The sequence below is a fragment of the Roseivirga sp. UBA838 genome (genome assembly GCF_002296035.1).
In the GTDB taxonomy this organism is placed as follows: domain Bacteria; phylum Bacteroidota; class Bacteroidia; order Cytophagales; family Cyclobacteriaceae; genus Roseivirga; species Roseivirga thermotolerans.
This window is the reverse complement of the sequence record NZ_DBHC01000009.1, coordinates 7,505-32,069: the sequence shown is the minus strand read 5'-3', so window position 1 is coordinate 32,069 and position 24,565 is coordinate 7,505. Positions and strand designations below refer to the sequence as shown.

The 24,565-nt window shown below is 43.4% G+C and carries 22 protein-coding genes and 1 pseudogene; 17 read left to right on the top strand and 6 right to left on the bottom strand.

The window, feature by feature from the left end; all coding sequences use genetic code 11:
* Positions 1-771, top strand: a pseudogene (locus B3O12_RS02815) (glycine dehydrogenase (aminomethyl-transferring)); the annotation flags it as partial.
* Positions 772-1,126: 355 nt separating this feature from the next.
* Here B3O12_RS02815 and B3O12_RS02810 read toward each other — a convergent pair.
* The 4 genes from B3O12_RS02810 to B3O12_RS02795 all read right to left on the bottom strand — a co-directional run bounded on the left by B3O12_RS02810 (position 1,127) and on the right by B3O12_RS02795 (position 4,040).
* Positions 1,127-1,714: a hypothetical protein gene (locus tag B3O12_RS02810; RefSeq protein ID WP_286746124.1), complete on the bottom strand. Its 588-nt coding sequence runs from the start codon at positions 1,712-1,714 to the stop codon at positions 1,127-1,129.
* Positions 1,711-2,052: a PadR family transcriptional regulator gene (locus B3O12_RS02805; RefSeq protein ID WP_189628150.1), complete on the bottom strand. Its 342-nt coding sequence runs from the start codon at positions 2,050-2,052 to the stop codon at positions 1,711-1,713. Before B3O12_RS02805 ends, B3O12_RS02810 begins: the two co-directional genes overlap by 4 nt.
* 312 nt (positions 2,053-2,364) lie before the next feature.
* Positions 2,365-3,246, bottom strand: a complete 882-nt coding sequence (gene lipA, locus B3O12_RS02800) for a lipoyl synthase (RefSeq protein ID WP_189628149.1) — start codon at positions 3,244-3,246, stop codon at positions 2,365-2,367.
* Between the two features lie 68 nt (positions 3,247-3,314).
* A complete protein-coding gene (locus tag B3O12_RS02795; RefSeq protein WP_189628148.1) occupies positions 3,315-4,040 on the bottom strand; it encodes a hypothetical protein in 726 nt (241 codons plus the stop codon).
* Positions 4,041-4,099: 59 nt separating this feature from the next.
* On the opposite strand from B3O12_RS02795, the gene B3O12_RS02790 reads away from it, so the two are divergent.
* Positions 4,100-4,504, top strand: a complete 405-nt coding sequence (locus B3O12_RS02790) for an OsmC family protein (RefSeq protein ID WP_189628147.1) — start codon at positions 4,100-4,102, stop codon at positions 4,502-4,504.
* On the opposite strand, the gene B3O12_RS02785 is transcribed toward B3O12_RS02790, so the two are convergent.
* A complete protein-coding gene (locus B3O12_RS02785) occupies positions 4,488-5,189 on the bottom strand; it encodes a hypothetical protein (protein WP_189628146.1) in 702 nt (233 codons plus the stop codon). The genes B3O12_RS02790 and B3O12_RS02785 overlap by 17 nt on opposite strands.
* A 37-nt stretch (positions 5,190-5,226) precedes the next feature.
* Positions 5,227-6,906, bottom strand: coding sequence for an energy-dependent translational throttle protein EttA (ettA, locus tag B3O12_RS02780; protein WP_189628145.1), 1,680 nt, complete (start codon positions 6,904-6,906; stop codon positions 5,227-5,229).
* A gap of 104 nt (positions 6,907-7,010) precedes the next feature.
* On the opposite strand from ettA, the gene B3O12_RS02775 reads away from it, so the two are divergent.
* The 15 genes from B3O12_RS02775 to B3O12_RS02705 all read left to right on the top strand — a co-directional run.
* Positions 7,011-8,234: a DUF349 domain-containing protein gene (locus B3O12_RS02775; RefSeq protein WP_286755216.1), complete on the top strand. Its 1,224-nt coding sequence runs from the start codon at positions 7,011-7,013 to the stop codon at positions 8,232-8,234.
* 105 nt (positions 8,235-8,339) lie between these two features.
* Positions 8,340-8,561, top strand: a complete 222-nt coding sequence (locus tag B3O12_RS02770) for a DUF2795 domain-containing protein (RefSeq protein ID WP_090257868.1) — start codon at positions 8,340-8,342, stop codon at positions 8,559-8,561.
* 173 nt (positions 8,562-8,734) lie between these two features.
* Complete coding sequence (locus B3O12_RS02765) at positions 8,735-10,486, top strand: GMC oxidoreductase (RefSeq protein ID WP_189628143.1); 1,752 nt, start codon at positions 8,735-8,737, stop codon at positions 10,484-10,486.
* 3 nt (positions 10,487-10,489) lie between these two features.
* The gene (locus B3O12_RS02760) at positions 10,490-11,113 is read left to right on the top strand and encodes a gluconate 2-dehydrogenase subunit 3 family protein (RefSeq protein ID WP_189628142.1); all 624 of its coding nucleotides are present in this window, start codon (positions 10,490-10,492) and stop codon (positions 11,111-11,113) included.
* A gap of 64 nt (positions 11,114-11,177) precedes the next feature.
* Entirely contained in the window at positions 11,178-12,824 is a 1,647-nt protein-coding gene (locus B3O12_RS02755; protein ID WP_286755215.1) for a sensor histidine kinase, read from the top strand.
* A gap of 102 nt (positions 12,825-12,926) precedes the next feature.
* Complete coding sequence (locus B3O12_RS02750; RefSeq protein WP_286755213.1) at positions 12,927-14,606, top strand: tetratricopeptide repeat protein; 1,680 nt, start codon at positions 12,927-12,929, stop codon at positions 14,604-14,606.
* Positions 14,603-14,893 (top strand): ATP-binding protein, encoded by a 291-nt coding sequence (locus B3O12_RS02745; RefSeq protein WP_349675962.1) that lies wholly within the window; start codon positions 14,603-14,605, stop codon positions 14,891-14,893. Before B3O12_RS02750 ends, B3O12_RS02745 begins: the two co-directional genes overlap by 4 nt.
* Positions 14,894-14,926: 33 nt before the next feature.
* Positions 14,927-17,173: a tetratricopeptide repeat-containing sensor histidine kinase gene (locus B3O12_RS02740; protein ID WP_189628139.1), complete on the top strand. Its 2,247-nt coding sequence runs from the start codon at positions 14,927-14,929 to the stop codon at positions 17,171-17,173.
* A gap of 70 nt (positions 17,174-17,243) precedes the next feature.
* Complete coding sequence (locus tag B3O12_RS02735; RefSeq protein ID WP_189628138.1) at positions 17,244-17,978, top strand: LytR/AlgR family response regulator transcription factor; 735 nt, start codon at positions 17,244-17,246, stop codon at positions 17,976-17,978.
* A gap of 143 nt (positions 17,979-18,121) precedes the next feature.
* A complete protein-coding gene (locus B3O12_RS02730; protein WP_286746093.1) occupies positions 18,122-18,364 on the top strand; it encodes a hypothetical protein in 243 nt (80 codons plus the stop codon).
* 18 nt (positions 18,365-18,382) lie between these two features.
* Positions 18,383-19,510, top strand: a complete 1,128-nt coding sequence (locus B3O12_RS02725; protein WP_286755211.1) for a phosphatidylinositol-specific phospholipase C domain-containing protein — start codon at positions 18,383-18,385, stop codon at positions 19,508-19,510.
* A gap of 30 nt (positions 19,511-19,540) precedes the next feature.
* Complete coding sequence (locus tag B3O12_RS02720; protein ID WP_286755209.1) at positions 19,541-20,383, top strand: hypothetical protein; 843 nt, start codon at positions 19,541-19,543, stop codon at positions 20,381-20,383.
* A 452-nt stretch (positions 20,384-20,835) separates the two neighbouring features.
* The gene (locus B3O12_RS02715; protein WP_286755208.1) at positions 20,836-21,903 is read left to right on the top strand and encodes a hypothetical protein; all 1,068 of its coding nucleotides are present in this window, start codon (positions 20,836-20,838) and stop codon (positions 21,901-21,903) included.
* Positions 21,904-22,183: 280 nt separating this feature from the next.
* Positions 22,184-23,257, top strand: a complete 1,074-nt coding sequence (locus B3O12_RS02710; protein WP_286755207.1) for a DUF1573 domain-containing protein — start codon at positions 22,184-22,186, stop codon at positions 23,255-23,257.
* 80 nt (positions 23,258-23,337) lie between these two features.
* Positions 23,338-24,565, top strand: a 1,228-nt coding sequence (locus tag B3O12_RS02705; RefSeq protein ID WP_286755206.1) for a hypothetical protein, incomplete at its 3' end; no start/stop codon positions are given.

Here is a 24,565-nt window from a genome sequence, read left to right as displayed (position 1 = left end):
ACATTCTGTATTCCTCACGGTGGTGGTGGCCCCGGAATGGGCCCCATTGGAGTAGCGGCTCACCTTGCGCCTTTCTTGCCGGGCAATCCGGTGGTAGAAACCGGTGGCGATCAGGCCATAACTGCAGTGTCGGCAGCGCCATGGGGTAGTGCCAGTATTTTGGTTATTTCTTATGCCTACATTGCCATGATGGGAGCCGAAGGTTTAACCAATGCTACCAAATTGGCCATATTGAATGCCAACTACATTAAAGCTAAACTTGAGAAGGAGTTTAAGATCCTTTACGCAGGTAGCAAAGGCCGATGTGCCCACGAAATGATAGTGGATTGCAGAGAATTTAAAAACCAGAAGATAGAGGTAGAAGACATTGCCAAGCGCCTGATGGACTATGGTTTCCATGCGCCAACCGTTTCATTTCCTGTAGCTGGTACAGTGATGATTGAGCCAACCGAGTCTGAGTCTAAAGTAGAACTGGACAGATTCTGTGAAGCTATGCTCAGTATTCGTCAGGAAATTAGAGAAATTGCCGATGGTTTGGCCGATGAAGAGCAAAACGTGTTGAAGAACGCACCTCACACGGCCAGCATGGTGTTAGAAGGCCAGTGGGAAAAGCCTTACTCCAGAGAGAAGGCTGTATATCCGGCAGAGTATGTAAAAGAGGCTAAGTTCTGGCCAACAGTGGGTAGAATCGATTCAGCCTATGGCGACAGAAACCTGATGTGTAGCTGTATTCCTGTTTCTGATTATCAGGAAGAGGAAGCAATGGCTTAATAGAGATTTTAGATAATAGAAATTAGTTATCAGAAAGGCTGTCCGGAGAATTCGGGACAGCCTTTTTGTTTATGCGGTTAGCTCCAGCTGGCTTTTCTGGTAGCGGTGATAGAATTGGTAAGGGAGGTAGGTTAGGCTGAATAGTAATATATGTTCATGGTTCATGGAGTTCATAGTTCATGGCAGTTTTGATGTTTGGCCTTGAAGTCGGAAGTCGGAAGTTGAAGTTCATGACTCTGAAATTTGATACCGGAAAACAGTTACTGATTCTGGACAGACGATGTGCTGCCCCTTCAGGGGGCAGGGGTCGTGGATAATGGTTCATTGAGTTCAGAGTTCAATAAGATCATATTACTCAGAGCGAATTCAACTCCAACTGGCTGCGCTGATAGCTGTTGTAGAACCTATAAGGTAAATAGGTAATGCTGAACAGGGCAATGGCGGCTACGATTAAGGCTTGTACGGCAGCAAGGTTTTGAATAACCGCTATTTGGGACATCTCCATTTCTTTCATATATGAGATGTAATTTGCTGTCCTGTCCACTTCATCTTCTAATATCATGGAAAGTTCGTTTTGCGACTGTGCTAATTCTCGACTGAGGTTGGAGTTGATCTTTTCGTGATATGTTAGCGATCCTAAAAGTAAGGCCAGCATTAGACACATGGCACTCAGGTATCCTCCTATATAAGCTATTTTCTTAATCATAATATTGTGTTTTGGGGTGGTTAAAATCTTTAAATCTCTTTCGAGTTGGTAGGGAGAGTCTGGAAGAAGTTTTTGTTTGGCTCTTTCAAAACTCGTCTCAAAATCCAGCTTTTCGCTGTCCATAGAGAATTCAATCTCCGTTGCCAAATGATCGGTCAAATCGTCCATCAATTCCAGATCGGTAAAGCCTTTAGATTTCAGGTAGGCTTTGATGTAGTTTACATGATGCCCGGTCATGATAATGCTGTTTTAGATTTACCGAACAATAGGGCCAGAGTGCTCTGAAAGTCTATTACTTCCTGAATGGCAGGGCTTACTACAGTCTTACCTTTCTCCGTAAGACTGTAGTATTTCCTGATCCTGTTGCCCACATTCACTGACTCTGTTTGCAGATAACCTTCCTTGGTCAGCGCATGTAAGCTGGGATAAAGTGAACCTTCTTTAATGAGTATTTTGCCTTCGGAACTCGCCTTTACGTGCTGTACAATCTCATAACCATACATTTTTCCATTATCTGCAAGCAGCTTGAGAATAATAGGTTTGAGTATGCCTTTTAATAGTTCTCTTGAATACATAGAATAATAATACATTGTAATTCTATGTATTGCAAATTATTTTCTTTCTTATCCATGAGCTAATCCAATTGATGGGCCATTCAAGTGTGGTTCATTCCATGTCTGAATACAAAAAAAGCCGCAGAATAGCGGCTTCTTAATATCTCAATACTTTGTATAGGGTTTCATTTAAATCGCTCCAGTGTTCTAGCCACAAGCTGTGACCTCACAGCGTCTTTTAACAACCTTTTGTGAAGACACAAATGGAGGCAAGATTCAGAAATACATTAAGTAAGTAACCCTGGCGCTGTATTCGGTTGTCAATTGTCTCATCTACACATGCACGTGTCTTTCTGCATGGTAAGATGATCTTACTAATGGGCCAGACTCTACATACTTGATTCCTCTTTTTTCACCCTCTTCTTTGAAGAAAGCAAATTTATCGGGGTGTACATACTCGATTACTTCATGGTGGCGCTTGGTAGGTTGTAAGTATTGGCCCAGGGTGAGCACATCGAGACCTACTTCTACCAAATCGTCCATTAGGCGGAACACCTGCTCATCGGTTTCACCCAGTCCTAGCATAGCTCCTGACTTTGAGCGCTTGCCATATTCCTTTATTCTTCTGAGCTCTTCCAGGCTTCTGTCGTATTTGGCTTGTGGTCGCACCGGACGATACAGTTCTTTCACCGTTTCCATATTGTGTGAAACCACCTCCTGACCTCCATCAATCATTCGGTACAGCGCATCCCAATTGCCTTTTACATCGGGGATAAGCGTTTCGATAGTGGTTTCCGGACTTAGTTTTTTAGTTTCAACCACGGTTTGATACCAAATTTCTGCCCCACGGTCTTTCAGCTCATCGCGGTTTACCGATGTGATCACCGCATGCTTTACTCCCATTAGTTTAATGGCTTCTGCTACCCGCTTAGGCTCCTCTGCATCGTATTCAGGCGGTCTGCCGGTAGCTACTGCGCAAAATGTACATGAACGAGTACATACATTACCCAATATCATAAAAGTGGCTGTGCCGGCTCCCCAACACTCGCCCATATTTGGGCAGTTTCCACTTTCACAAATGGTGTGCAGTTTATGGTTATCTACCAGCTTGCGCACTTTGGCATATTCAGGGCCAATAGGCAGCTTAACCCTTAGCCAGTCTGGCTTTCTCCTTTTATTTTCAGCGGGTTTCGATACTACAGGTAATTCAATCATCTGGCGTTCCTCCGACTATATGAACACAAAGGTAAGGCAAAGGTTCCAAATAAAAAGAGAGTGCTCTACTATCTTCTCTTACCAAAATAGATGGCAATAAAGGCGGCTGTGTATACGCTTTGGTTGTCGGCCAACGGAAGTATTTCTATTTCGCGGGTATAAACATCGGCAGTAAAGCCCATTTCAAAACCAAATACTCTCTTTTTGGTGGAATTGGTTTCGAAGGTGAGGGAGGCTTTGGCATGTAGCCCTAAAACAAATTTGGTCTGGCCAAGGCCGCGGAAGGGGCCTGCACTGCCTACTATAAATGGAATGGCGTGTTGGTTATTGTGAGGGTCGTATTGTTCTTTTTGGTTTTGGCTTATCTCAATGTAATACGGTATTTCCATACCAATGGCAGGACCACCAGCCACCAGAGCTGTTACACGGGCTCCTTGCTGCGGGGCTTTTTTGAATAATATTTTTTCTCTTCCATAAGTTGGTCGAAGGCTTACGAAGTAATTTGACTTACCAAACACATAGGAGCTTCCTGTAAAAGTGGTTTGCTTGGCTTCTCGCGGATGTTTAATATTCACCATTTCAATGCCCCAGTGCGAGAGATTATTATTGCCTAAAAAACTGGAGTGCCTGAAGTAAAACCCACTAATGAGTCCGCCATTAGTTGCTTTCACAATGCCGAAAACATTTTCTGTTTCGTAATCCTCGTCTATAAACTGTTGTATCTGTTGCCCAATGGCCAAATGGCTCAAGGAAATTGTCACCAGAAGAAGAAAGACTTTTTGTATGTTGCGCATCAGTTAGAAGCTGGCTTTGAAATGTTGCTAAAGTAACGAAAAATTATTGTCGATAGTTTATGAAAACAGTTGAGACCAAATATGAAGGAGGGCTTAGAACCTCTTCAGTACACCTTCAATCTAAGAACACTTTTCACACCGATGCTCCCCTAGATAACAACGGAAAAGGAGAGACTTTTTCTCCAACCGACACTGTAGCTGCGGCTCTGGGCGCTTGTATGATGACCGTTATGGCCATTGCGGGTGAAAAGAAAGGATGGGATATGAGCGGTATGCACCTGGCTACACAAAAAATAATGGCGGCTAATCCGCGAAGAATAGCCGCCTTAAGAGTAGATTTTTATTGGGATAATTGTGCGGTCAGTGATGAAGATCGTTCATGGATCAAAGAAATAGGGCTCAATTGTCCTGTGGCTTTGAGTCTCCACCCTGACCTAAAGCAGGAAATTACTTTCCATTTTTAGCCACCCAGTTGATCACCTTACCGAGGTCTTCGGCTTCGGTGAGTTTTATCTTGTTTTTACGCATGAACTTCTTCAGGGGAGCCTCATCGGCATAGGGAGCCATAAGTTTAAAAAAGTCTCCTTTGGTTTGAGGAACGGCCGTCCACACATCGTTCAGATTAATGTAGAACTCGTTGGCCATTTCTACCCTGTCGTATGGGTTACCCATGTCCATTACCGGATCATAGTCTCTTGGTTTAAATTCCAGGTAGTACTTTATCCATACGTATTCAGAGCTCTTTACTGTTTTAAAGAACCCTCCATACTCACTCTTTGGCCAAACCAACCTAATGTTTACAAAGGCCTCTTCCGGCTTGTCGCCCGATTGCAAAAACCAAAAGCGCTTTACTTCTTTCAGACTGTAAATCTGTTCTGAGCTGGCGTGTTCCAAGGTTTCGTTTTCTACATTGTATTTATAGAAGCCTTCTATCATTGTGCCATCCAGCAACTCAATTTTAGTCATGCGCTCATCCATATACAGGTGTGGTTCATATGGAATCATGATGTTCATAGGAACCCGGCTTCTTATGGTAAAGCGACCGGCCCCACTAATGTAGTCTATCGGGGTTATTTGAGCGGCCAGATCATTTGCTCCAAAAGCGGCACAAATAACCATGCAGGCCATGAGTTTTTTAAATCCTTTCATGGTTGATAAATTAACTATTCTGATACTTTTTTTCAATTTAGCCTAGCTTTTTGTAGCGAATGCGCTTTGGTTCAGTATCGCCCATGCGTTTTTTACGGTTTTCTTCATACTCGGTATAAGAGCCTTCAAACCAGTAAACCTGTGAGTTGCCCTCAAAGGCTAGAATGTGCGTACAAATACGATCCAGGAACCAACGGTCGTGCGAAATAATTACGGCACATCCGCCAAAGTTTTCCAAGCCCTCTTCCAGAGCTCTCAAAGTATTAACGTCCAAATCGTTAGTTGGCTCATCTAGCAGCAATAAATTTGCACCCTGCTTTAAGGTTAATGCCAGGTGCACCCGGTTGCGCATACCTCCGGAAAGTTCCGAAATCTTCTTGTTTTGGTCGTTTCCGCCAAAATTAAAGCGACTCACATAGGCTCTCGAATTAATTTGTTTTCCACCAAGATTAATAAGTTCGTTGCCTTCAGAAATCACTTCCCACACAGTTTTGTTGGGGTCCAGCTTGGTATGCTCCTGGTCTACATAGGCTATTTCTACTGTTGGGCCCACTTCGAAAGTGCCACTATCCGGCTCAATTTTACCGGTGATCATATTGAATAGTGTGGTTTTACCTGCACCGTTGGGGCCAATTATTCCCACAATTCCCCCTTGAGGCAACGAGAAGTCCAGGTTTTCATAAAGCAGCTTATCGCCAAACGCTTTGCTCACTCCCTTGGCATCGATAACCTTAGCACCCAGTCGGGGCCCCGGAGGAATGTAAAGCTCTAGTTTTTCTTCTTTTTCGCGTCCTTCCTGGCTTACCAGTTTGTCATAGGCACTCAATCGGGCTTTGGCCTTGGCCTGGCGACCTTTGGGAGACATACGTACCCATTCGAGCTCGCGCTGAAGGGTTTTTTGCCGCTTAGATTCTGTTTTCTCCTCATCGGCCAAACGCTTCTGCTTCTGTTCCAACCAGGAAGAGTAGTTGCCTTCCCATGGAATACCCTCACCCCTGTCAAGCTCAAGAATCCAGCCCGCTACGTTATCGAGGAAGTAACGGTCGTGGGTTACCGCTATCACTGTTCCTTTGTATTGCTTGAGATGTTGCTCTAGCCAGTGAACCGATTCGGCATCGAGGTGGTTGGTTGGCTCATCGAGCAGGAGAACATCCGGCTCCTGAATAAGCAGCCTGCAAAGGGCCACCCTTCGTTTTTCTCCTCCGGAGAGGTTGGCAATTTTGGCATCGGCCGGAGGTGTGCGCAGCGCATCCATAGCCCTCTCCAGTCGTGAATCCAGATCCCAGGCATTGTGCTGATCCAGTAGCTCTTGTACCCGTCCCTGGTCTTCAATAAGCTTATTCATGGCATCACCATCGGCCAAAACCGCTGGGTCGGCAAACTTCAAATTAATTTCTTCAAACTCCTGAAGCAGTTTTATCACTTCACCGGCACCTTCTTCTACCACTTGCTTTACCGTTTTTTCCGGGTCTAGCTGTGGCTCTTGCTCCAACATGCCCACGGTATATCCGGGCGAGAAGACTACTTCGCCCTGGTAGTTTTTATCTACTCCGGCAATTATCCGCAGCAGAGAAGACTTTCCGGCTCCGTTTAAACCGAGTACGCCAATTTTGGCACCGTAGAAAAAAGACAGGTATATATTTTTAAGAACTTGTTTCTGAGGCGGATAGATTTTGCTGACTCCCGCCATTGAAAAGATGATCTTTTGGTCACTCATAGTGTGAAATTTTGGCTCAAATATGCTAAAAATTAAGCTCGATAGAAGTGCTCTTGATTGATTTACTTATTTTCGGCCACTTTAAAGTACCATAGTTATCTCAAGTGGAATACGGTTACATAAAAGACGGAAAGGTTTACAGAAAGAGCTTCCTTGATTTTCCTGAAAGAGAGATAGGAACAGTTAAGGAAAGCGAAGAGGCAACCATACAATACTTCACACAAAAGTTTGAAGCCATTGTTAGCGAGGTAGAAGATGTAAAGTCTAAAGTGGAGGAACACGCCAACAAAGGCTCATTCTTAATAAAGGTAATTAACCTGAAAGAGAGCCTTGGCAATGTAGATGCACTGGGCGACTTTGAAGCACTGCACCATGCGCTGGAGCAGTTGGAGACTGAACTTAATGAATACATTGCTCAAAACCGGCATAAAAATTTACAGATTAAAACAGCTCTGTTGGAGGAGCTTAGGGTGGTTGCGGCCAGCCACGAATGGAAGTCGGCTACCGAGGCTATTAAGGATGTGCAGCAGCGGTGGATGAAAACCGGAGCTGTAGAAGTAGAACACCGCGAACGAATTGAGGGGGAGTTTAAACAGTTGGTAGGCGATTTCTTTGATCGTAGGGCAGCCTTTTATGCCGATTTGGAGAAAATGATGATCGAAAAAGAGGCTGACTATGAGGCTTTTCTGAATCAGGCTGCCAAGCAGCTTGCTGAAACGCCAGCTCATAAGCTTCGGGTGGTGCATGGAGATTTAAAAAAGAGATGGAAAGAACTGGGTAAGATTAAGCCCGACAGTCACTCCGCTTTTTGGGAGAAATTTCAAAAGCTCTTGAAAGATTCTCTGAGAAAAGCAAAGCAGCAGTCGGGGCAGTCACCGGAAGAGAGCCGAAAACTCAAAGAGGCACTTGTGGAAAGGTTGAGACAGCATAGTGAAGAGCTGGTGCCTAAAGTTGAACTTAGAAAAATTCAGGGGGAGTGGAAGTCGATTGGTTTTCCGGGAAAGGAGGCCAATAAAAAGCTTCAAACTGAATATAGAAAGCTAACCATGCTTATCGGTGAGAAGCAGTTCTTAGACCGACTGTTAAATAAGAAGGCGCGTAAAGGAATGAACGAAGGTGAGAGAGAAACCTTGAGAATTAAGCTTTTACAAGACCTACTTTACAGAGATACCACCGAGCTGAAAACTTTTGAAGAAAACGTGGTCAAATTCAATACAGCCAGTGGGCTAGATTCACTGCTAGACCGAAAGTTGGCCGACCAAAAAGAGAAAGTTGCCATAAAAAGGACTTTACTTAGTCAGCTTAAAGAAGCAAAAAAGGCCTCTTAGGGCATCTATTTGGCTGATTATCATGGTATTCTGAAAAATTGACGGTTAGCGTTTGAATTTTAAATTTTTATTCTATTCTTTTGCACGCCAATAAAAAAAAGAGAGATGTACTGGACACTAGAATTAGCATCATATTTGGAGGATGCACCTTGGCCGGCCACAAAAGATGAATTGATCGATTTTTCGATTCGTTCAGGGGCTCCTTTAGAGGTGGTAGAAAACCTGCAAGAGCTCGAAGATGACGGCCAACCGTACGAGAACATAGAAGAGATTTGGCCAGATTATCCTACCAAAGAAGATTTCTTCTTTAACGAAGACGAATATTAAAAGAACTCAAGCCCTGCCACTTCGCAGGGCTTTTTCATTGCCTCTTCTCCTGCAAATCTCACCTGAGATACCACCATTCTATTTTTTTTAATCCATTCTCCCTATATTACTCGTCTATCCACTTTCGCGCTGGATTGTATGAAAAATTAGTTGACATTCTAAAGAGTAATTCGATGAATTTAAACCTACGAGCAAAGCAGGAGAGAACCTACGATGCTATTGTGGTGGGTTCAGGAATTAGTGGAGGCTGGGCAGCCAAAGAGCTGAGCGAAAACGGCCTGAAAACACTGGTTCTTGAGCGTGGCCGCAAGATTGAGCACATTAAGGACTATCATACTGCTACTATGGACACCTGGGACTTGCCCAACAGAGGCAGAACACCCAGAGAGGTGATTGAAAAAGACTATCCGAAACAAAACCGTACCGGATACACCACCGCTGAAGCCCATAGGCATTTTTTTGTGAAGGACAGTGAACACCCTTATCAGGAAGATACCCGCTTCGACTGGATGCGAGGTTATCACCTTGGTGGACGATCAATTACATGGGGACGCCAGAGTTATCGCTGGAGCGATATAGACTTTGAAGCCAACCTCAAAGATGGCTTCGGGGTAGACTGGCCTGTACGTTACGCGGATATTAAACCATGGTACGACTATGTGGAAAAGTACATAGGAGTAAGTGGCGAAAACAGAGGGTTTAAGCAGTTGCCTGACGGACAGTTTTTACCCCCAATGGAAATGAACTGCGTAGAGCAGCACTTCCAAAAAGCTGTAGAGAGTAAGTGGAACAACCGTTGGGTAACCATTGGCCGAACCGCACACCTCACCCAACCGCTAAATCAGGCCTATCCCGATCATAAAAACCCGGGCCAGAGAAGCCAATGCCTTTTTAGAGACCGATGCATGAGAGGGTGCCCTTATGGAGGTTACTTCTCCAGCCTTTCTTCTACCCTGCCGGCTGCTGTGGCCACAGGCAATGCTACGGTAATGACCGATGCTATAGTGCATGAGGTGATGTATGACGACAGCACCGGAAAAGCCATTGGCGTTCGCGCCATAGACCAGAACACCAAAGAGTCTACCGAATACTACGCCAAGGTAATTTTCCTTTGTGCCTCGGCCATTGCCTCGGCAGGTATATTGCTACAGTCTAAATCGTTGCGCTTCCCCAACGGACTCGGCAACGATAGTGGCGAACTAGGACATAATATAATGGATCACCACCTGGGAGTTGGAGCCGGTGCCAGAGTAGAAGGGTTCGAAGACAAATACTACAAGGGAAGAAGAGCAAATGGTATTTACATTCCTCGCTTCCGAAATCTTGGTGGTAGCTCCAATATGAAAAACTTTGTGCGAGGCTACGGTTATCAAGGGTCTGCTTCAAGAGAAGGATGGGGTCGTAACATTGCCGAAATGAGAGTAGGCCGTGTAGGTGGCAACATTAAAGATGCTTTGATGGAGCCAGGAGGCTGGACCATGGGCTTTATGGGCTTTGGAGAGGTGCTTCCGCAGCATAAGAACTACATGTATCTGGATTATGACAACCTGGATCAGTGGGGACTACCTCAAATGAGGTTTGATGCCGGCAACTTCCATGAAAATGAATACGAAATGCGTAAAGACATGGCCGCAGCAGGAGCCGAAATGCTTGAAGCTGCAGGTTTCAAAAACGTGTATACGTATGATAATGGGCCTAACATGGGCTTGGGTATTCACGAAATGGGTACTGCCCGAATGGGTAGAGATCCGAAAACCTCAGTAACCAATAAATGGAACCAGGTGCACGCTTGTAAAAACGTGTTCATGACAGACGGAGCATTTATGACCTCGGCCTCTTGCGTAAACCCATCGCTTACTTACATGGCTTTTACCGCAAGAGCAGCCAATTATGCAGTAGATCAATTGAAAAAAGGAAAACTTTAAACCATGGAAAGAAGAGAAGCACTAAAAAATATAGGTTTTGGATCAGCAGCTCTGTTTTCTAGCAGTTTACTGTTTGGTGCTCTGCAAAGTTGTTCTCCTCAGCCCAAGGTAGATTGGGTGCCTGTGTTGCTTACCCCTGAAGAAGCGGCTCAATTGGAGAAAATATGTGAAGGCATATGTCCTAAAACAGAAACTCCGGGAGCAACAGAGGCAGGAGTTGCCAACCATATCGACCAGGCCTTATCTGTTTTGAATACTGATAAGGAGGCGGATTACTTTAGAAGGGGAATGGCTGTATTTGTAAAGAACTTCGATGCCAATCAGGATGTGAAGTTTAACAAAGCCACAACCGAGCAAATAACTGCGGCCATTAACGAGTACTTTAAAAAGTACGATGAGAATCCGGATATACTAAAACGCTATAGAAGTACATTCAACGACCCGGGAGAAAAAACCGATGAGTTTTTAGAAACCCACTTCGTTACCAATGTGGTAGATTCTACATTCTATAGTTACTTTACCAGCGAACTGGTAGGGGAAGAGGTTATGCCGTATGACCCCATTCCGGTAAAATACGAAGGATGTCTTCCATACGAGCCGGGGCAAAAGTCTTGGGCTAGTGTGTGATCATCATAAATCGAACAATAAACCCCGGCTCCGGTCGGGGTTTTTTATTTAACTTAAGGCTGTTATGAGCTGTACCAGCCCATTTTTTAAAAGCACATTACCTTTTTTCATTCTTCTGTGTCTGGCGTTTCCAAATTTTGCATCGGCTGGTTCTGAGCCAACGCCTGCCCAAAACTCTATAGTTCAGGTTCAGCAAGATACTTCCTATACAGCGATAGGGCCTCTTGAAGAACCCTATCTTAACCAACAGACACTTGCCTTTCAAGGCGATACTGACCTTAGAAGTCTTTTGCTGGGTAGTTTTTATGGGCTAATGGTAGTTATGATTCTCTATAACTTCTTCATCTACCTTTCGCTCAAAGACAGGGTATATCTACTCTATGTATTCTCTACCACCTTTGCTATGCTCACCACGGTTTCGACCAATGGACTTGGAGAGCAGTACCTGTGGCCTCAGCATGAGGGTATAGACGGAAACCTATATGTACTATTTGCCGGAATCAGCATGGCATTCTCCAGTCGCTTTGCGGCAGAGTTTCTCAATGTAGCTAGTTTTAGTCGCTCAATGGACCGACTTCTGTGGCTCATATGTGGCTTGAGCTTACTCATGTCTGTTCTTTGTGCTCTGTTTGGTGTTAACCCAATTTACGGTTTTGCCAGGTGGTTGGTCTTGCTCTCCTTTCCAACACTTTTGGTCGCAGGTATATTCGTATACCGAAAGGGGTTTAAGCCGGCTCTCTTTTATATCATTGCCTGGGTGCCTTACATTTTGGGTGTGCTCATCCGAACCATTCATGGAGCAGGACTTTTGCCTACCAATTTTTTTACGCTAACTGCTGTAGAACTAGGTGGTGCCATGGAAGTTACCCTGCTTTCGCTTGCCTTGGCCGATAGAATCAGGCGTATGCGCAAAGAACTCAGGCAGCAGGAAATAGAAAATGAGAGGTTTAAGCTGAGTTTGCTCGAAGAACAAAAACTACTGCTTGAAAAAACCGTGGAGGAGCGCACCAAAGCTTTGCAAGAGGCCAACGAGACTAAAGACAAGTTTTTCTCCATCATCGCTCACGACTTGAGAAGTCCTATGGTAGCCCTTCAAGGTGTTGGGCAAAAATTGGAATACTACATTCGCAAAAACAGACAGGAGAAACTCCTGGAGCTGGGCACCAAAATCGATAACTCTACCGATCATATAAACCATCTGCTCAATAACTTGCTGAATTGGGCAACCACTCAAAAAGGAAGTATTCCTTACCATCCGGAAAAAGTGTCTCTTTATGAAATGGTGCAAGAGACTATTCGTCTTTATGAATCGCTGGCAATCAGTAAAGAAATAGAGGTGATGAACGAGGTAAGTGAGGAAGTACTGGCCTATGTAGACGTAAACACTATGGCCACCGTAGTCAGAAACTTGCTAAGCAATGCCATCAAATTTAGCCCGGAAGGAAGCACCATTTGGTGCAGGTCTATGCAGGCTGATAAAATGCTTTTACTTCAGGTGAAAGATCAGGGAGTAGGCATGTCTGATGAAAAAATTAGAGAAGTACTCAATGGGCAGAGGCTTATTTCTCCCGCTGGGGTTAGGGGAGAGAAAGGCTTTGGCTTGGGGCTGCGACTTAGCAAAGAATTTATAAATTTGAATAGAGGTAGGTTTGAAGTAACTTCAAGAGTCTCTGAGGGAACAACTTTTTCGGTCTATCTGCCTTTAGGTTAATGTGTTGGCTGTTAGCGTTAATTCTATTTTTTTGAATACAGCTCTCTGAAATCTTCGGATTCCAAAATGCTAAAATGTTTTACTTATGAAATGTGCAAAGGAGTGATTTTAACTCTCCTCTTGTGTCTCTCTTTTTCCCTGAGCGGCCAGGACGCCCTGCACAGAGCCAGACAAGCCACCACTGTGGAGTTGTTGCAACTTGAGCTGGCCAGAGTAAAACTAATGGTGGATGCGGATCCACAACAAGCCAGATCGGTGAGCGAAATTCTGATTGAAAATGCCCGTGAGTTGGGCAGGGATGCTCTGGAAAATGAAGCAAGGTTGTGGCTCGGAGCCAGTTTATTTTCTCTGGGTAAATACGATTCTTCCATAGTGGTTCTGGAAAACTGGAAAGGCGGTGAGCAGGCAGCAAGCGGTTTATCTTATGCTAAGCGTAACTTTTATAAAGGAGTAGGACATTACTACCTGGGCGAGTACTCTGTTGCTGTGGATTTATTTTTGAGCACGGCAAATACTCCGGAACTCACCCTCGAACCTAAATTTCATGGTCGATACTTTAGGGTGTTGGGAGAAATATACCGGGCAGCAGAAAACCTTAACCCGGCCTTGGAAAACCTGGAAAAGGCACTGGAGATTTGTGAAGCCGCTCAGGATACGCTAGGAGTTGCTGCTACGCTCAACCGGCTCGGAGTGGTCTATTACCAGAAGGAAGAGCATCAGATAGCCGAAAAATTGCTGCTGCAATCACTAGACATTTGCCAGACCGCTAATTTGGAAGGAGTAGCCGCCAGTAATTTCAACGATCTCGGAGAGCTGTATTTTGCTACTAAAGAATATGAAAAGTGCCTCGACTTGTATGAGCGGGCTTTGCAAATGGCTCCCGATGAAAGTACCCGCATTAACACGCTTAACAACATTGCTCGGCTCGACTGGAACCTCGGTAGGTACTCTGAGGCTGTAGACCGAGCCCTGGAAGCATTGGCTCTGGCCGAAGAAATGAACATTCTCACTTATAAAGTTGATGCTACCAAAATCATTGCCGACAGTTATCAAGACATGGGCAAGTATGTGAAAGCCACTCACTACTATAACCTGTATATAAACTATCTGGAAACGTTGTTCGAAGAAGAGCAAGCCAAGCAGGTGGTTGAGCTGGAAACACAATATAAAACCGCCCAGAAGGAGCGAGAAATAGAGGGACTTTTGCTCAAACAGGCCGCAGAGAAAGAAAGGCAAAAACTCTACCTTATTGGACTGATTGTAGTGGCTGTATTTTTAATTATAGTACTTCTGTTGTTTATACAGATTAGAAAAAACAACCGTAAGATCAGTCTTCAGAACCACAAGTTGGAAGAACTAAATGCCAGCAAAGACAAGTTCTTTTCCATAATTGCTCACGATTTGCGCAGCCCCATGATTGCCCTTCAAGGAGTGGGTCAAAAGCTGGAATATTTCATTCGTAAAGAAAAGCAAGAGAAGATACTCGAGATGGGAGGGAAAATCGATCGATCAATAGACCAGTTGAACCATCTACTCAATAACCTGCTGCATTGGGCTGCTTCTCAAACAGAAGGGGTGCCCTATAAGCCTGAGCGGATCGATTTAGTGGAAGTAGTTAATGAAAATATCGAATTGTATATGGGCTTAATGGAATCGAAAGGCATAACGGTTGAGCATTCGAAAAAAGAGGCATTGATCTTTGCGGATAGAAATACAATATCTGCTATTGTGAGGAACCTCCTGAGTAATGCTATAAAGTTCAGCTTGGAGGGGGAACAATAACAGTTTTTGCGGAAGAACAAACCACGGGTGTTAAGCTCACCATAAAAGATGAAGGTGTGGGAATGGAAAAGGCTAAACTTCAATCATTATTTGGCAATAGTGCCTTCAGTACATTTGGGTCAATGGGTGAAAGAGGGTTTGGGCTAGGGCTAAAGCTTACTAAAGAATTTGTAGACCAAAATAAGGGAACCATTAGTGTGACCAGCGAGCCAGGCAAAGGTACATGCTTTGTTCTTGGTTTTCCATCTCAGGCCAAAGGAGTGGAGAGACGTTTGGATAGTGCCTAATGAATATTGTGTTGAAGACCAAGTATTGCCATAATGCTTATCTTTGATTTGGAGTTACTAGTTGTGCGGGTTTTCGATAATTTAAATAATCAATATGTCTGCAAAGTATTGAGGCAATGGGTGTTTGGTGTGTTCATCATAGTCTGTTGCAAAAATTGTATCGCACAACAGTCTTCTACCACTGCCGGTTGGGAGGAGTTTTGGAGTCGGTATGCTTTGGAAGCTAGAGGTGTCAAAAGACTTAGTTTTGCTACAGAATATGCTCCTTCATTAATACTGCTCAATCCGGCAAATGCAAGGTCTCTTTTAGATTCGTTGGAGTCGGAAATTCGAAGCTTGCCGCTTTCTCAAAACCAGCGAATAGCTCTTTACCGGTTGCAACTTCAGGTACACTCAGAATTTTTTGAGCCAGAAAAGGCCGGGCAGGTTGCGCGTAAGCTAGAGAAGCTATTGGCCCAAAGGAATAGCCTCGATTTTGGCCTTGAAAACCTGGCAGATGTGCATCTCTCCCTTGGTGACTACTTCATCAATTTTGTGAGTCCGGATTCGGCCATTTATCATTTTGAGAAGGCTCAAATTTATTCAGAAAGTATTGGCGATTCAGCCAGAATTTGGTCAAGCCTGAATAAAGAAGCATCAGTTTATAATAGAATAAATGCTCATGACCGAGTAATCCAAAATCATTTAACGGCTCTGAACCTTTCAAGAGCCATTAATGACAAAGAAAAGGAGCTTCAATCGCTTCATAGTTTGGCGGGAGGATACCGGGATATTGGAGACTATGATAGGGCAGAAACTTTCTATCAGGAAGAAATTGCCCTATGCCTGAAATTAGGTAATGAGTTGCGGCTTGCTTTTGCGTTCAGTAACCTTGGTAGGAGTTATAATAAAAGCGGACAGTCATCTAAGGCAAAGCTCTACACGGAAAAGTCTCTTGAATTAATTGGCAAACTAGGATTAGAATACGATCAAACTTCTTTGTGGATTCAATTAGCCGATTGTTTTATTACCCAAGGGTTGTTAAACGATGGAGAGAAGGCATTGGAAAGAGGTTTGGAAATGGCTTCAGAACAAATGTTTTTGGAGGCACAGGCTCAAGGGACCTTGTTAAAGCATAGGTTAGAATTGGCTAAGGGCAACGTAAATTTAGCTGAAGATCAGTTGCTGAGAGTTCTAGCTATAGTGCAGGAATACCCAATGCCCGAAACAGAAATGCTTGCCTATGAATTGGCCGTTGATTACTACAAACGTATTGGTGATTTTGAACAAGCCCTGAACGCCCAAACCCAGCAGAATATTCTAGAGCGCAACTTACTTAAAAAGCAAAAAGACTATCAGCTATTGGAGCAACAAGCCAAATTTGACGCGCTGGAAAAAGAAAAGATTATAGCAGAAACCAACAGGGCTTTAATATCGGAAAAGCAACGAAACTGGCGAATTACGCTTGCTTCGTTGGTTTTAGTAGCCATGGTTTTGCTAATTTCTTCCATGTTTCTCTTGCTAAGAAAACGCAAGAATGAGCTCACAGCAGCTTATCAATTGGCCAAAAGCCAAAAGGCAGAGTTGGAGTCCCTTAACAAAACAAAAGATAAGTTCTTTTCTATAATTGCTCACGACCTTAGAAGTCCTATGGTAGCCCTGCAAGGTATTGGCCGTAAGTTGGAGTATTTTATAAAAAAAGATAAGCAGGAAAAACTGCTCGAAATAGGTGGTAAAATTGATCAGTCCATAGACCAGTTAAATCACTTACTCAATAACCTGCTTAGCTGGGCAGCGTCACAAACGGATGGTATTCCGTATACTCCTGGGCAGGTCAGCATTAAACAGCTAATCGATGAAAATATAGCTCTTTTCCAATCACTGGCTCAAAGCAAATCAATAGATGTTGTCAATGAGGTAGAGGATGTAAATGTCTATGTGGACGTAAACACCTCTTGCACCGTTTTACGCAATGTGCTTAGCAATGCCATTAAGTTTAGCCCGGAAAGAGGCAAGGTGGTATTTTCAAGCGCGACTACTTTAAATAAGGTAGATATCATGGTCTCTGACAATGGGTTGGGAATGCCTTCACATCAAATGGATCGGGTATTGAGAGGGGAGTCATCCAGCCAACTGGGAACTAAAGGAGAGAAAGGTTTTGGCCTGGGACTAAAGCTTTGTGTTGAATTTATGCATCTGAATAAAGGTTCAGTAAAAATAGAAAGTAAAGAAGGCTCGGGGACCAGAGTGGTCTTGACCTTTCCGGTAATGCCGGCCGCAATTCATAGAAGACTGGCCTAAACCGAGAGAAATGACTTGTGACTATGAAAAATAACCTTAGTTTTAATCCCAGGCCTTATACCAAGTAAAAATGAATATACTCATCGTAGAAGATGAACCCAATTATGCCGACACTCTCGAGATGTTTGTGGATGAGTTGGGGTATCAGACCATTGGCATTGCAGAAGAAGGTCAGAAAGCGCTCAAATTTTTTAGGAGCAAGCAGCCGGATCTGGTTTTGTTAGATATAAATATTGAAGGAGAGATGTCGGGGATAGACTTAGCTCGAATTTTTCAGGCCGAGAGACCCACCCCGGTTATTTTTATTACTTCCTATGACGATAAAGATACCTTCAATAAGGCCAAAGAAACCGTGCCCAGCGCTTACCTTATTAAGCCTTTTGACCCGGTGCAGCTCGAAAGAAGTATGGAATTGGCCACCCTTAGAGCTTATACCACTTCTCACGAAGAAGATGTCTTTGAAGACAACAGGCATGTGGTGTTGGCAAAAGACTTCTTTTTTGTAAAAGAGAGAAATAAGCTGGTTAAACTTATGATTACAGACATACTATGGGTTTCTGTAGAAGACAAGTATTGCATACTACATACAGAAAACAAGAAGTTTGTCATTCGTCAGTCACTCAAAGAGTTGGCCGATAAGCTTAATCCTCAAGAGTTTGTACAAACCCATCGTTCCCACATCGTAAACATTAAAAAGGTAGAAGATATAGACCTTTCTCAGTTTACCATTGCAATAAATGGAGAAGAGGTGCCCTTGGGTAAATCCTACAAAGACAACCTGATACACCGCTTGCAAACTCTCTAATGTGGTTTTGCCCTCCCTTCGACCTTTTTGCGCACATAATCAAGTAGTTGGCGCACATTTCTAGCGAGTTGGTGCACCTTTAACCATTCAGTGTCTGGATGTTTTTCAATTTTAAACTGTGCAAAGCAGTAAACACACACAATATGAATTCAATTAGTATAATTGGTGCTTGCTATGGTGCCTATGGCGAAGCTACCAAAACCTTTGATGTAACCTCAAAGGTTCAAAAGCTGATTACCCGTTCTGGGGATAGTTTGGAAGTTGATAATCATATGTTTAATGACCCCTGCCCAGGTCACAGTAAACATTTTGGAGCTGTTTACAAGGTCAACGGACAAACGAAAGCGGTGGCCTGTAAAGAAGGTCAACGTGTAACTTTTTCCTGACACCTTTCAATCACAGATATGAGCAAAGTGAAAATTATATCGGCCGCTTACGGGACAAAAAATGCAGCTTTGGTGGTAACTGAAAAGGTTCAACAGTTGGTTGATAAGGGTGAGACAAGGATAGCAGCTTCCAATAAGTTGTTTGGCGACCCGAGCCCTGGTCATACCAAACACCTAGCTATTAATTATTCATTTAACGGAGTGAAATTGGCTGGTGCTTGTAAGGAGCATCAAACTGTTGCAATAGCTAGCTTCCCAAACGCCAATTGGATGTCCAGGATTAACGGAAGCAGGAAATTGTCGGAAATTAATATGCCCGGCACCCATGACTCATGTGCTCTTTTCGGAGGTTTTATGACCCAATGCCAGGAGTTGTCGATAGCTGCTCAGCTCATTTTGGGTGTGAGGTTTCTGGATATTCGATGCAGACATCTCAACAATGTGTTCACCATACATCATGGATCTGTATATCAAAAGATCAATTTCGGAGATGTTGTGCAGCAGTGTATAGATTTTCTGGTAGAAAATCCGAGTGAGACCATTGTAATGGGGGTTAAAAGAGAGTGTAAGGACGATCCTAAATTTTGGGAAATCGATGCCTGTAAAGATGAAGGCAACACGCGCAGTTTTGAAGTCACTCTTGAACACTACATGCATGGGGCAGGTAACCGTTGGTATGTGGCAGACACTATCCCCAATCTGCAAGAAGTTAGGGGCAAGATTGTGCTTGTTCGTAGGTTCGAGGGTAAATTGGGCATACCAGCCTATAATGGGTGGAAAGGGGACAGCATCTTTACTTTGAATGATGATGCGCCCTCAGAAACAGCACTTAATAAAATTAGGGTTCAGGATTGTTACAAAGTGGCGTATTTCAATGGATATGATGAAAAATGGAAGAATATTGAAAAACTGTTGAATGAGGCAGCCAAAGGGAGTACAAATGTTTGGTACTGGAATTTTACCAGTGGTACCTCTCCAGGTGCCCCAGATTTAAATAACCCCAGGGCCACTGCTATTGGCAAAGGAGGGATGAACAGTCGGCTAAAAGAGCGTTTGCCTGAATGGGGAAAAAAGAGAGTAGGTACGATTATTTTAGATTTTGTTTCGGATGACGGGCTGCTTGATAAGATTATTGCAATGAATTAGGCCACTATAAATCAATATGCTATGCAACCAATGAGTAAAAGTGATTTACAAATAGGGGACATTCTCATTTTTGAGAATTTCGACTTTAGTTTAGATAAATTTTTCAAAACCTGGGAGGAGGACGGTGCAGAGAAAGCCGCATTCTATTTACTGGTTTACCTTATTCCTTGGTTTGATCCTGGTAAAGAAGGGCAGAATTACAGAAACATATATCATGCAGCTATTTGGGGGCATGTAGATATTAATTTTGGCAAGAATACCTTTCCAAAAGTGATGGATTGTGTTGTTCAGGCCGGAAGTCATGGCATAGGTGCAGCTACTTTGGAATCGACATTGAATGCAGACTCGGTGGCTAAACTCTATGTATACCGAAGGAAAGGTGATTTGGATACTGACACAATCAACAAAGCCATTAGCGATTTTTACTATGATGGCTCAATTAAATATTCCTATTCAACAGCCTGGATGTTGGCAGTGATTTGCTCCATGCGTTATAAGGATGGAGAAATCCGAAAGATTATTCTGGATAAAATTCCAAATAGGTTTATTGCTGAGTCGGTCATTGTGGCGATTACTTTACTCATTAACGAATACAGTGAAGGGCACCAAAAAGATATGATTGCCTGCTCTACCTTGGTAGCCATGTGTTTAAAAAATGCTGGTTATCCCATTCATGTAGAGCCATTAACTGAATCTCCCGAGCTTATTTTAGATGATCAACTCATGGCAAGTTCCGTTCAACCAGAAATACAGCTTCCGGGGTCAATTCCGGAGATCAAGCGCACACCAATTGAAGAAACCATTATTACTCCGCGACAGCTTTTTGAATCTCCAGATGTAGAACTTGTGGGGTGCTTTTCCCGGTCGAATTAGGTCTTCATGTGATGTTTAAAAATAAAGCTTAGGAGCCATTTAGGCTATTGAGAATTTGTCTCCGTTTTGAGAGGAATCGTATCTCTGGAGTTTTCATTTTCCAACTATTGGTGACTGCTGGTTGTTTCCGGCTCCTGGCTTCCAGCTTCCGGCTTCATAGTCCCGTCTTCCGTCTTCTGTCTTCTCGCTTCCGTCTCATTCCAGCCCTAGCCCCTCACATTCCACATCAACTTTATTGGAGGCTCTTCGCTGCAATTGGTCTTGCTTATCAGGAGCCCGCTCCCAGCTCCCAACTCCCAACTCCATGCTTCCGTCTTCCCGCTCCAGCTTTCAATAGACCATGAACCACCAATGAACCACATTCACGCCCAAAAATCTGCCACTCGCGCACAATTCTGAATACACCCAACAACACTTGGGCATTTTTATTAAACAATAAATTTTAAAACATTATGCGTATCAGTAGAAGAACACACCTTCCAAAACTACTGTTTTTAATAACCCTGCTGATTCCATTGGTTGAAACCAAAGTGGATGGGCGGTTAGAAGTCTATGGTAACTTCCTGACTATTGCGGCTAACAACTCCTCTTTTAGTGCCGATAACTATACCGATTTTGGGACTGTATTCAACAGAACGGCCTCCGTAGATTATACGCAGTTAAGTAGGACGTTTGTGCTCGTCAATGGTGGAAGCAGCAATCTTGTAATTTCAGAAATAAGGCTGGAAGATGAACAAAACTTTTTTGACATTACAACTAGCGCAGTGGGAACACTATCTCCCAATGAATCGGCCGAGCTGGTCATTAATTTTAATAGTAGGGCATTTGGATTGGCTTTCGCAGAAGTAGTTATTGAAAGTAACGATCCCAACGGATCTTTCCGATTCTTTATTAGAGCCAAAAATGTAGAGTGTAATTCGACCAAATGTTTTGGAAAATTACCTAGTGACCCAACCGTGTGTAATTCTTTTGGAACTTGCATTGGCCAAAATACGTGCTCTTGTGCTCCGTTATATGCGGGTACAAACTGTCAAACACCAATACGCTGGAACGATGGTAATACGCTGGTGCGGGCTGGTCATGATTTTTCTCCGAGAATAACAATAGGCCCAGAACTAACTGATCCGAATGAAGTCTATCGAATTAAAGTCGCCATAAATAAGTTGTCCTTGTTCCAAGATACTGAAGTGTCTATTGGTGTTGGTTCTTCTCCGCCAGGAGATTTAGCTCATGATATTGGTCAGATAGACAGAGAGTATGGTTATCTATCTTCAGGGCGATTATATAGTAACGGAGTACATAGTGATTACGGCATTGGCTACGGTGAAGGAGATGTTGTGCTCATTATATATGACCTTCCTCAAAACAAGCTGAGTTTTGCTGTAAAAAAGGCTGGCACTCATGAGTTCCTTCCACAAGGAGAGGCATTTACCGGGCTAATAGCCAGGCCAGGGAAATCTCTTCATTTAATGCTGAGCCTGACTTGTTTTGGTGAATGTGAGCTTGAATTAGTAGACTGACCAATGACTAATTGATGCGAGTCTTTATTTTAAGCCTTAAATCTTAAACTTCGAACACAACGCACTTGTATTGGCAGTGCAGTAACGGCTCTCGACCCCGCCAGCCTCTTGCTTGCGTCTTTATGCTCCCCGCTCGCAGCTCCAGCTTTCAAACTTTGAACAATAAACCGTGAACTACCAATGAACCACATTCACGCCCAAAAATCTGCTGTTCACGCACATTTTTTTATCTGAGCTTTTAGCAATCAGCAAATTGTGAGTTATAAAATCAAGGCCAGCCATGTCTTCCAACCAAAAGAAAATCCTACATAAACTCCTTGTTTTCACGGTATTCCTAATTCCATTTACAGAAGAGTTTCAGCCTCAGCTAGAGTTGGCAGGAAATAATGCATCTATTGCATCTGGTTCTAGAACTGTAAGCCAAGCCAACTTTACCGATTTCGGTATTACCTACAATAAGACGGTTTCAGTGAATGAAAATCAGATTGAAAGAACCTTTGTGCTTACTAATACCGGTAATTCTGATCTGGTGATTTCGGAAATTAGACTCGATGACGACAGGAATTTTTTTGAGATAACCACTAATGCTGAAGGAACTTTGGCACCTAATGAATCGGCTAATCTCACGATCAATTATACAAGTCACAGTTTCGGATTGGCCTTTGCAGAAGTGATTATTGAAAGTAATGATTCCAATGGCCCTTTTCGGTTTTTTGTTAGGGCTCTTAATATTGAGTGTAACTCTTTGAAGTGCTTTGGTACCCTCGCAGATGATGCAAGTGCATGCAATGGAAAAGGTACTTGCATTGCGGATGATGTATGTTCCTGTGTTTCCTTATATACCGGAACTCAATGTCAAACGGCAATAAGATGGAGTGATGGTACCTTAGTGGCAAAGGCTGGTTTCGACTTTACACCTAGAATTTTTATAGGGCCTGAGTTAAATGATCCCAATCAGGTATATAGAATTAAAATTCGAATTGATAGCCTAACCATATTCCCAGGGTCTAAAGGAATCTCTATAGGTTTAGGGACTTTACCTAGCGACATGGCACATGACATTGGTGCCAATGCCAATGAGTATGGCTTTTTATCTACAACAGGAGAAAAGTTTAGTAATAATGCGCTGACTGCGTTTGGTGCTGCTTATGGCCTGGGAGATACCATATTGATTGAATATGACGCACCTAATAATACACTAAGTTATGCTGTTCAGAAAGCGGGCACTCCTGCATTTGTTCCGCAAGGGAGTGGCCCCGCGTTTACCATTACGACTCCAGAAAATGGAGAATCTCTTTATTTGTTGTTAAGCGTAACCTGCTTTGGTAGCTGTGAATTTCAATATGTAACCTAATGATTATTAGAATGTTGAAGATAGGTTTAATTCTTTTGTATCTAGTGATGTTTAATGGGCTTCTGTTGGCTCAAGAAAACATGGTATCAGTTAATAATAGTGGAGATGGTAATGCGAACATTATCTATGAGAGTTCAGGGGGCTCTACATATTATTCAAGCTTCGATTGTGATGACAACCCCATTACATCTTCCGCCTATCTAATTCGTAAAAATGGGTCATCTTGGGAGATACTAAACAGCAGCAACCAACTCATTTACAGCAACCCCATGGACTCCCCTAAGCCTCCCAATGAGGGCTGGACTGTTGAAACCAATGGTACGGCTCCGGCACCTACTTTGGCTGGTGATGTTGATGCATTCGTACCCAATACCCTAAGTTTTCCAACTGATGAGTTTTCTGGTGGTTACGATACGGACGGAGTAGTTCAAAAATCTACGGTCGACTTTGGTGATGTCACCCTTAAAATAACGGATGATGGTACGGCAACAGCTTTTGCTTCATTAACAGGTATTAGTTCAAACCTCAATAGAGGTTTTGCACATGGAAGTGTTATTGCCGGTGATGCTGCGGTAGATGGTTTAGGCTATGTATCAAATGCCGGGGATGGCGCGAATGGACAATGGTTTGTATTTGCTACCGACAATGGCACAGAGTTTAAATTGGCTAGTCTGGATATACAAGAGACCTATGATTACATTGCCAATATAGAAATACTGGGATTTTTAGATGGAAGCCAGGTAGTAAGCGAAGAAGTGTCTATTTCAAAGTCAAGTGTGAATACTGGTATTACCTTGAGTTCAAGCATCTTTGAAAATGTCGATGAAGTAAGAATACGACAGAAAACAGCTGGCTTTTACGATGGTGGCGTCCCCGGTATTGAAGGAGCTATATTCAATAATATAGTGCTGGAAGCTCCGGTAGTCCCAAATGCTGCCCCCACTGCCAGCAATGTAAGTATTTCTGGTACTTTCGCTTTAGGGGAGCAACTAACAGGCAATTATACCTATGCCGATGATGACAGTGATGCGGAAAGTGGTTCCACATTTAAATGGTACAGGTCCGATGATGCCTTAGGAACCGGAAAAGTAGCCATTGCAGGAGCTACAGCCCAAACATATACCCTGGTAGCCGATGACGATGGTAAATACATCAGCTTTGAGGTAACCCCTAATGATGGTACTGAGGCAGGTACTCCGGTAGAGAGTAGTCCGGTTTTCGAAATTGTGAGGGTGTCCTCAATTGAACGTCAAACACCATCGGATGCCACCACAAGCGAAGATGAAGTGACTTTCAGAGTGACCTTCA

Excerpts from the sequence above, each read along its gene's own strand:
- B3O12_RS02770 (WP_090257868.1), top strand. The coding sequence starts at position 8,340 with ATGTACTGGACACTAGAATTAGCATCATATTTGGAGGATGCACCTTGG.
- ettA (WP_189628145.1), bottom strand. The coding sequence starts at position 6,906 with ATGAGTGACCAAAAGATCATCTTTTCAATGGCGGGAGTCAGCAAAATC.
- B3O12_RS02715 (WP_286755208.1), top strand. The coding sequence starts at position 20,836 with ATGCGTATCAGTAGAAGAACACACCTTCCAAAACTACTGTTTTTAATA.
- B3O12_RS02810 (WP_286746124.1), bottom strand. The coding sequence starts at position 1,714 with ATGACCGGGCATCATGTAAACTACATCAAAGCCTACCTGAAATCTAAA.
- B3O12_RS02755 (WP_286755215.1), top strand. The coding sequence starts at position 11,178 with ATGAGCTGTACCAGCCCATTTTTTAAAAGCACATTACCTTTTTTCATT.
- B3O12_RS02710 (WP_286755207.1), top strand. The coding sequence starts at position 22,184 with ATGTCTTCCAACCAAAAGAAAATCCTACATAAACTCCTTGTTTTCACG.
- B3O12_RS02725 (WP_286755211.1), top strand. The coding sequence starts at position 18,383 with ATGAGCAAAGTGAAAATTATATCGGCCGCTTACGGGACAAAAAATGCA.
- B3O12_RS02805 (WP_189628150.1), bottom strand. The coding sequence starts at position 2,052 with ATGTATTCAAGAGAACTATTAAAAGGCATACTCAAACCTATTATTCTC.
- B3O12_RS02730 (WP_286746093.1), top strand. The coding sequence starts at position 18,122 with ATGAATTCAATTAGTATAATTGGTGCTTGCTATGGTGCCTATGGCGAA.
- B3O12_RS02720 (WP_286755209.1), top strand. The coding sequence starts at position 19,541 with ATGAGTAAAAGTGATTTACAAATAGGGGACATTCTCATTTTTGAGAAT.
- lipA (WP_189628149.1), bottom strand. The coding sequence starts at position 3,246 with ATGATTGAATTACCTGTAGTATCGAAACCCGCTGAAAATAAAAGGAGA.
- B3O12_RS02735 (WP_189628138.1), top strand. The coding sequence starts at position 17,244 with ATGAATATACTCATCGTAGAAGATGAACCCAATTATGCCGACACTCTC.
- B3O12_RS02760 (WP_189628142.1), top strand. The coding sequence starts at position 10,490 with ATGGAAAGAAGAGAAGCACTAAAAAATATAGGTTTTGGATCAGCAGCT.
- B3O12_RS02790 (WP_189628147.1), top strand. The coding sequence starts at position 4,100 with ATGAAAACAGTTGAGACCAAATATGAAGGAGGGCTTAGAACCTCTTCA.
- B3O12_RS02740 (WP_189628139.1), top strand. The coding sequence starts at position 14,927 with ATGCTTATCTTTGATTTGGAGTTACTAGTTGTGCGGGTTTTCGATAAT.
- B3O12_RS02785 (WP_189628146.1), bottom strand. The coding sequence starts at position 5,189 with ATGAAAGGATTTAAAAAACTCATGGCCTGCATGGTTATTTGTGCCGCT.
- B3O12_RS02795 (WP_189628148.1), bottom strand. The coding sequence starts at position 4,040 with ATGCGCAACATACAAAAAGTCTTTCTTCTTCTGGTGACAATTTCCTTG.
- B3O12_RS02765 (WP_189628143.1), top strand. The coding sequence starts at position 8,735 with ATGAATTTAAACCTACGAGCAAAGCAGGAGAGAACCTACGATGCTATT.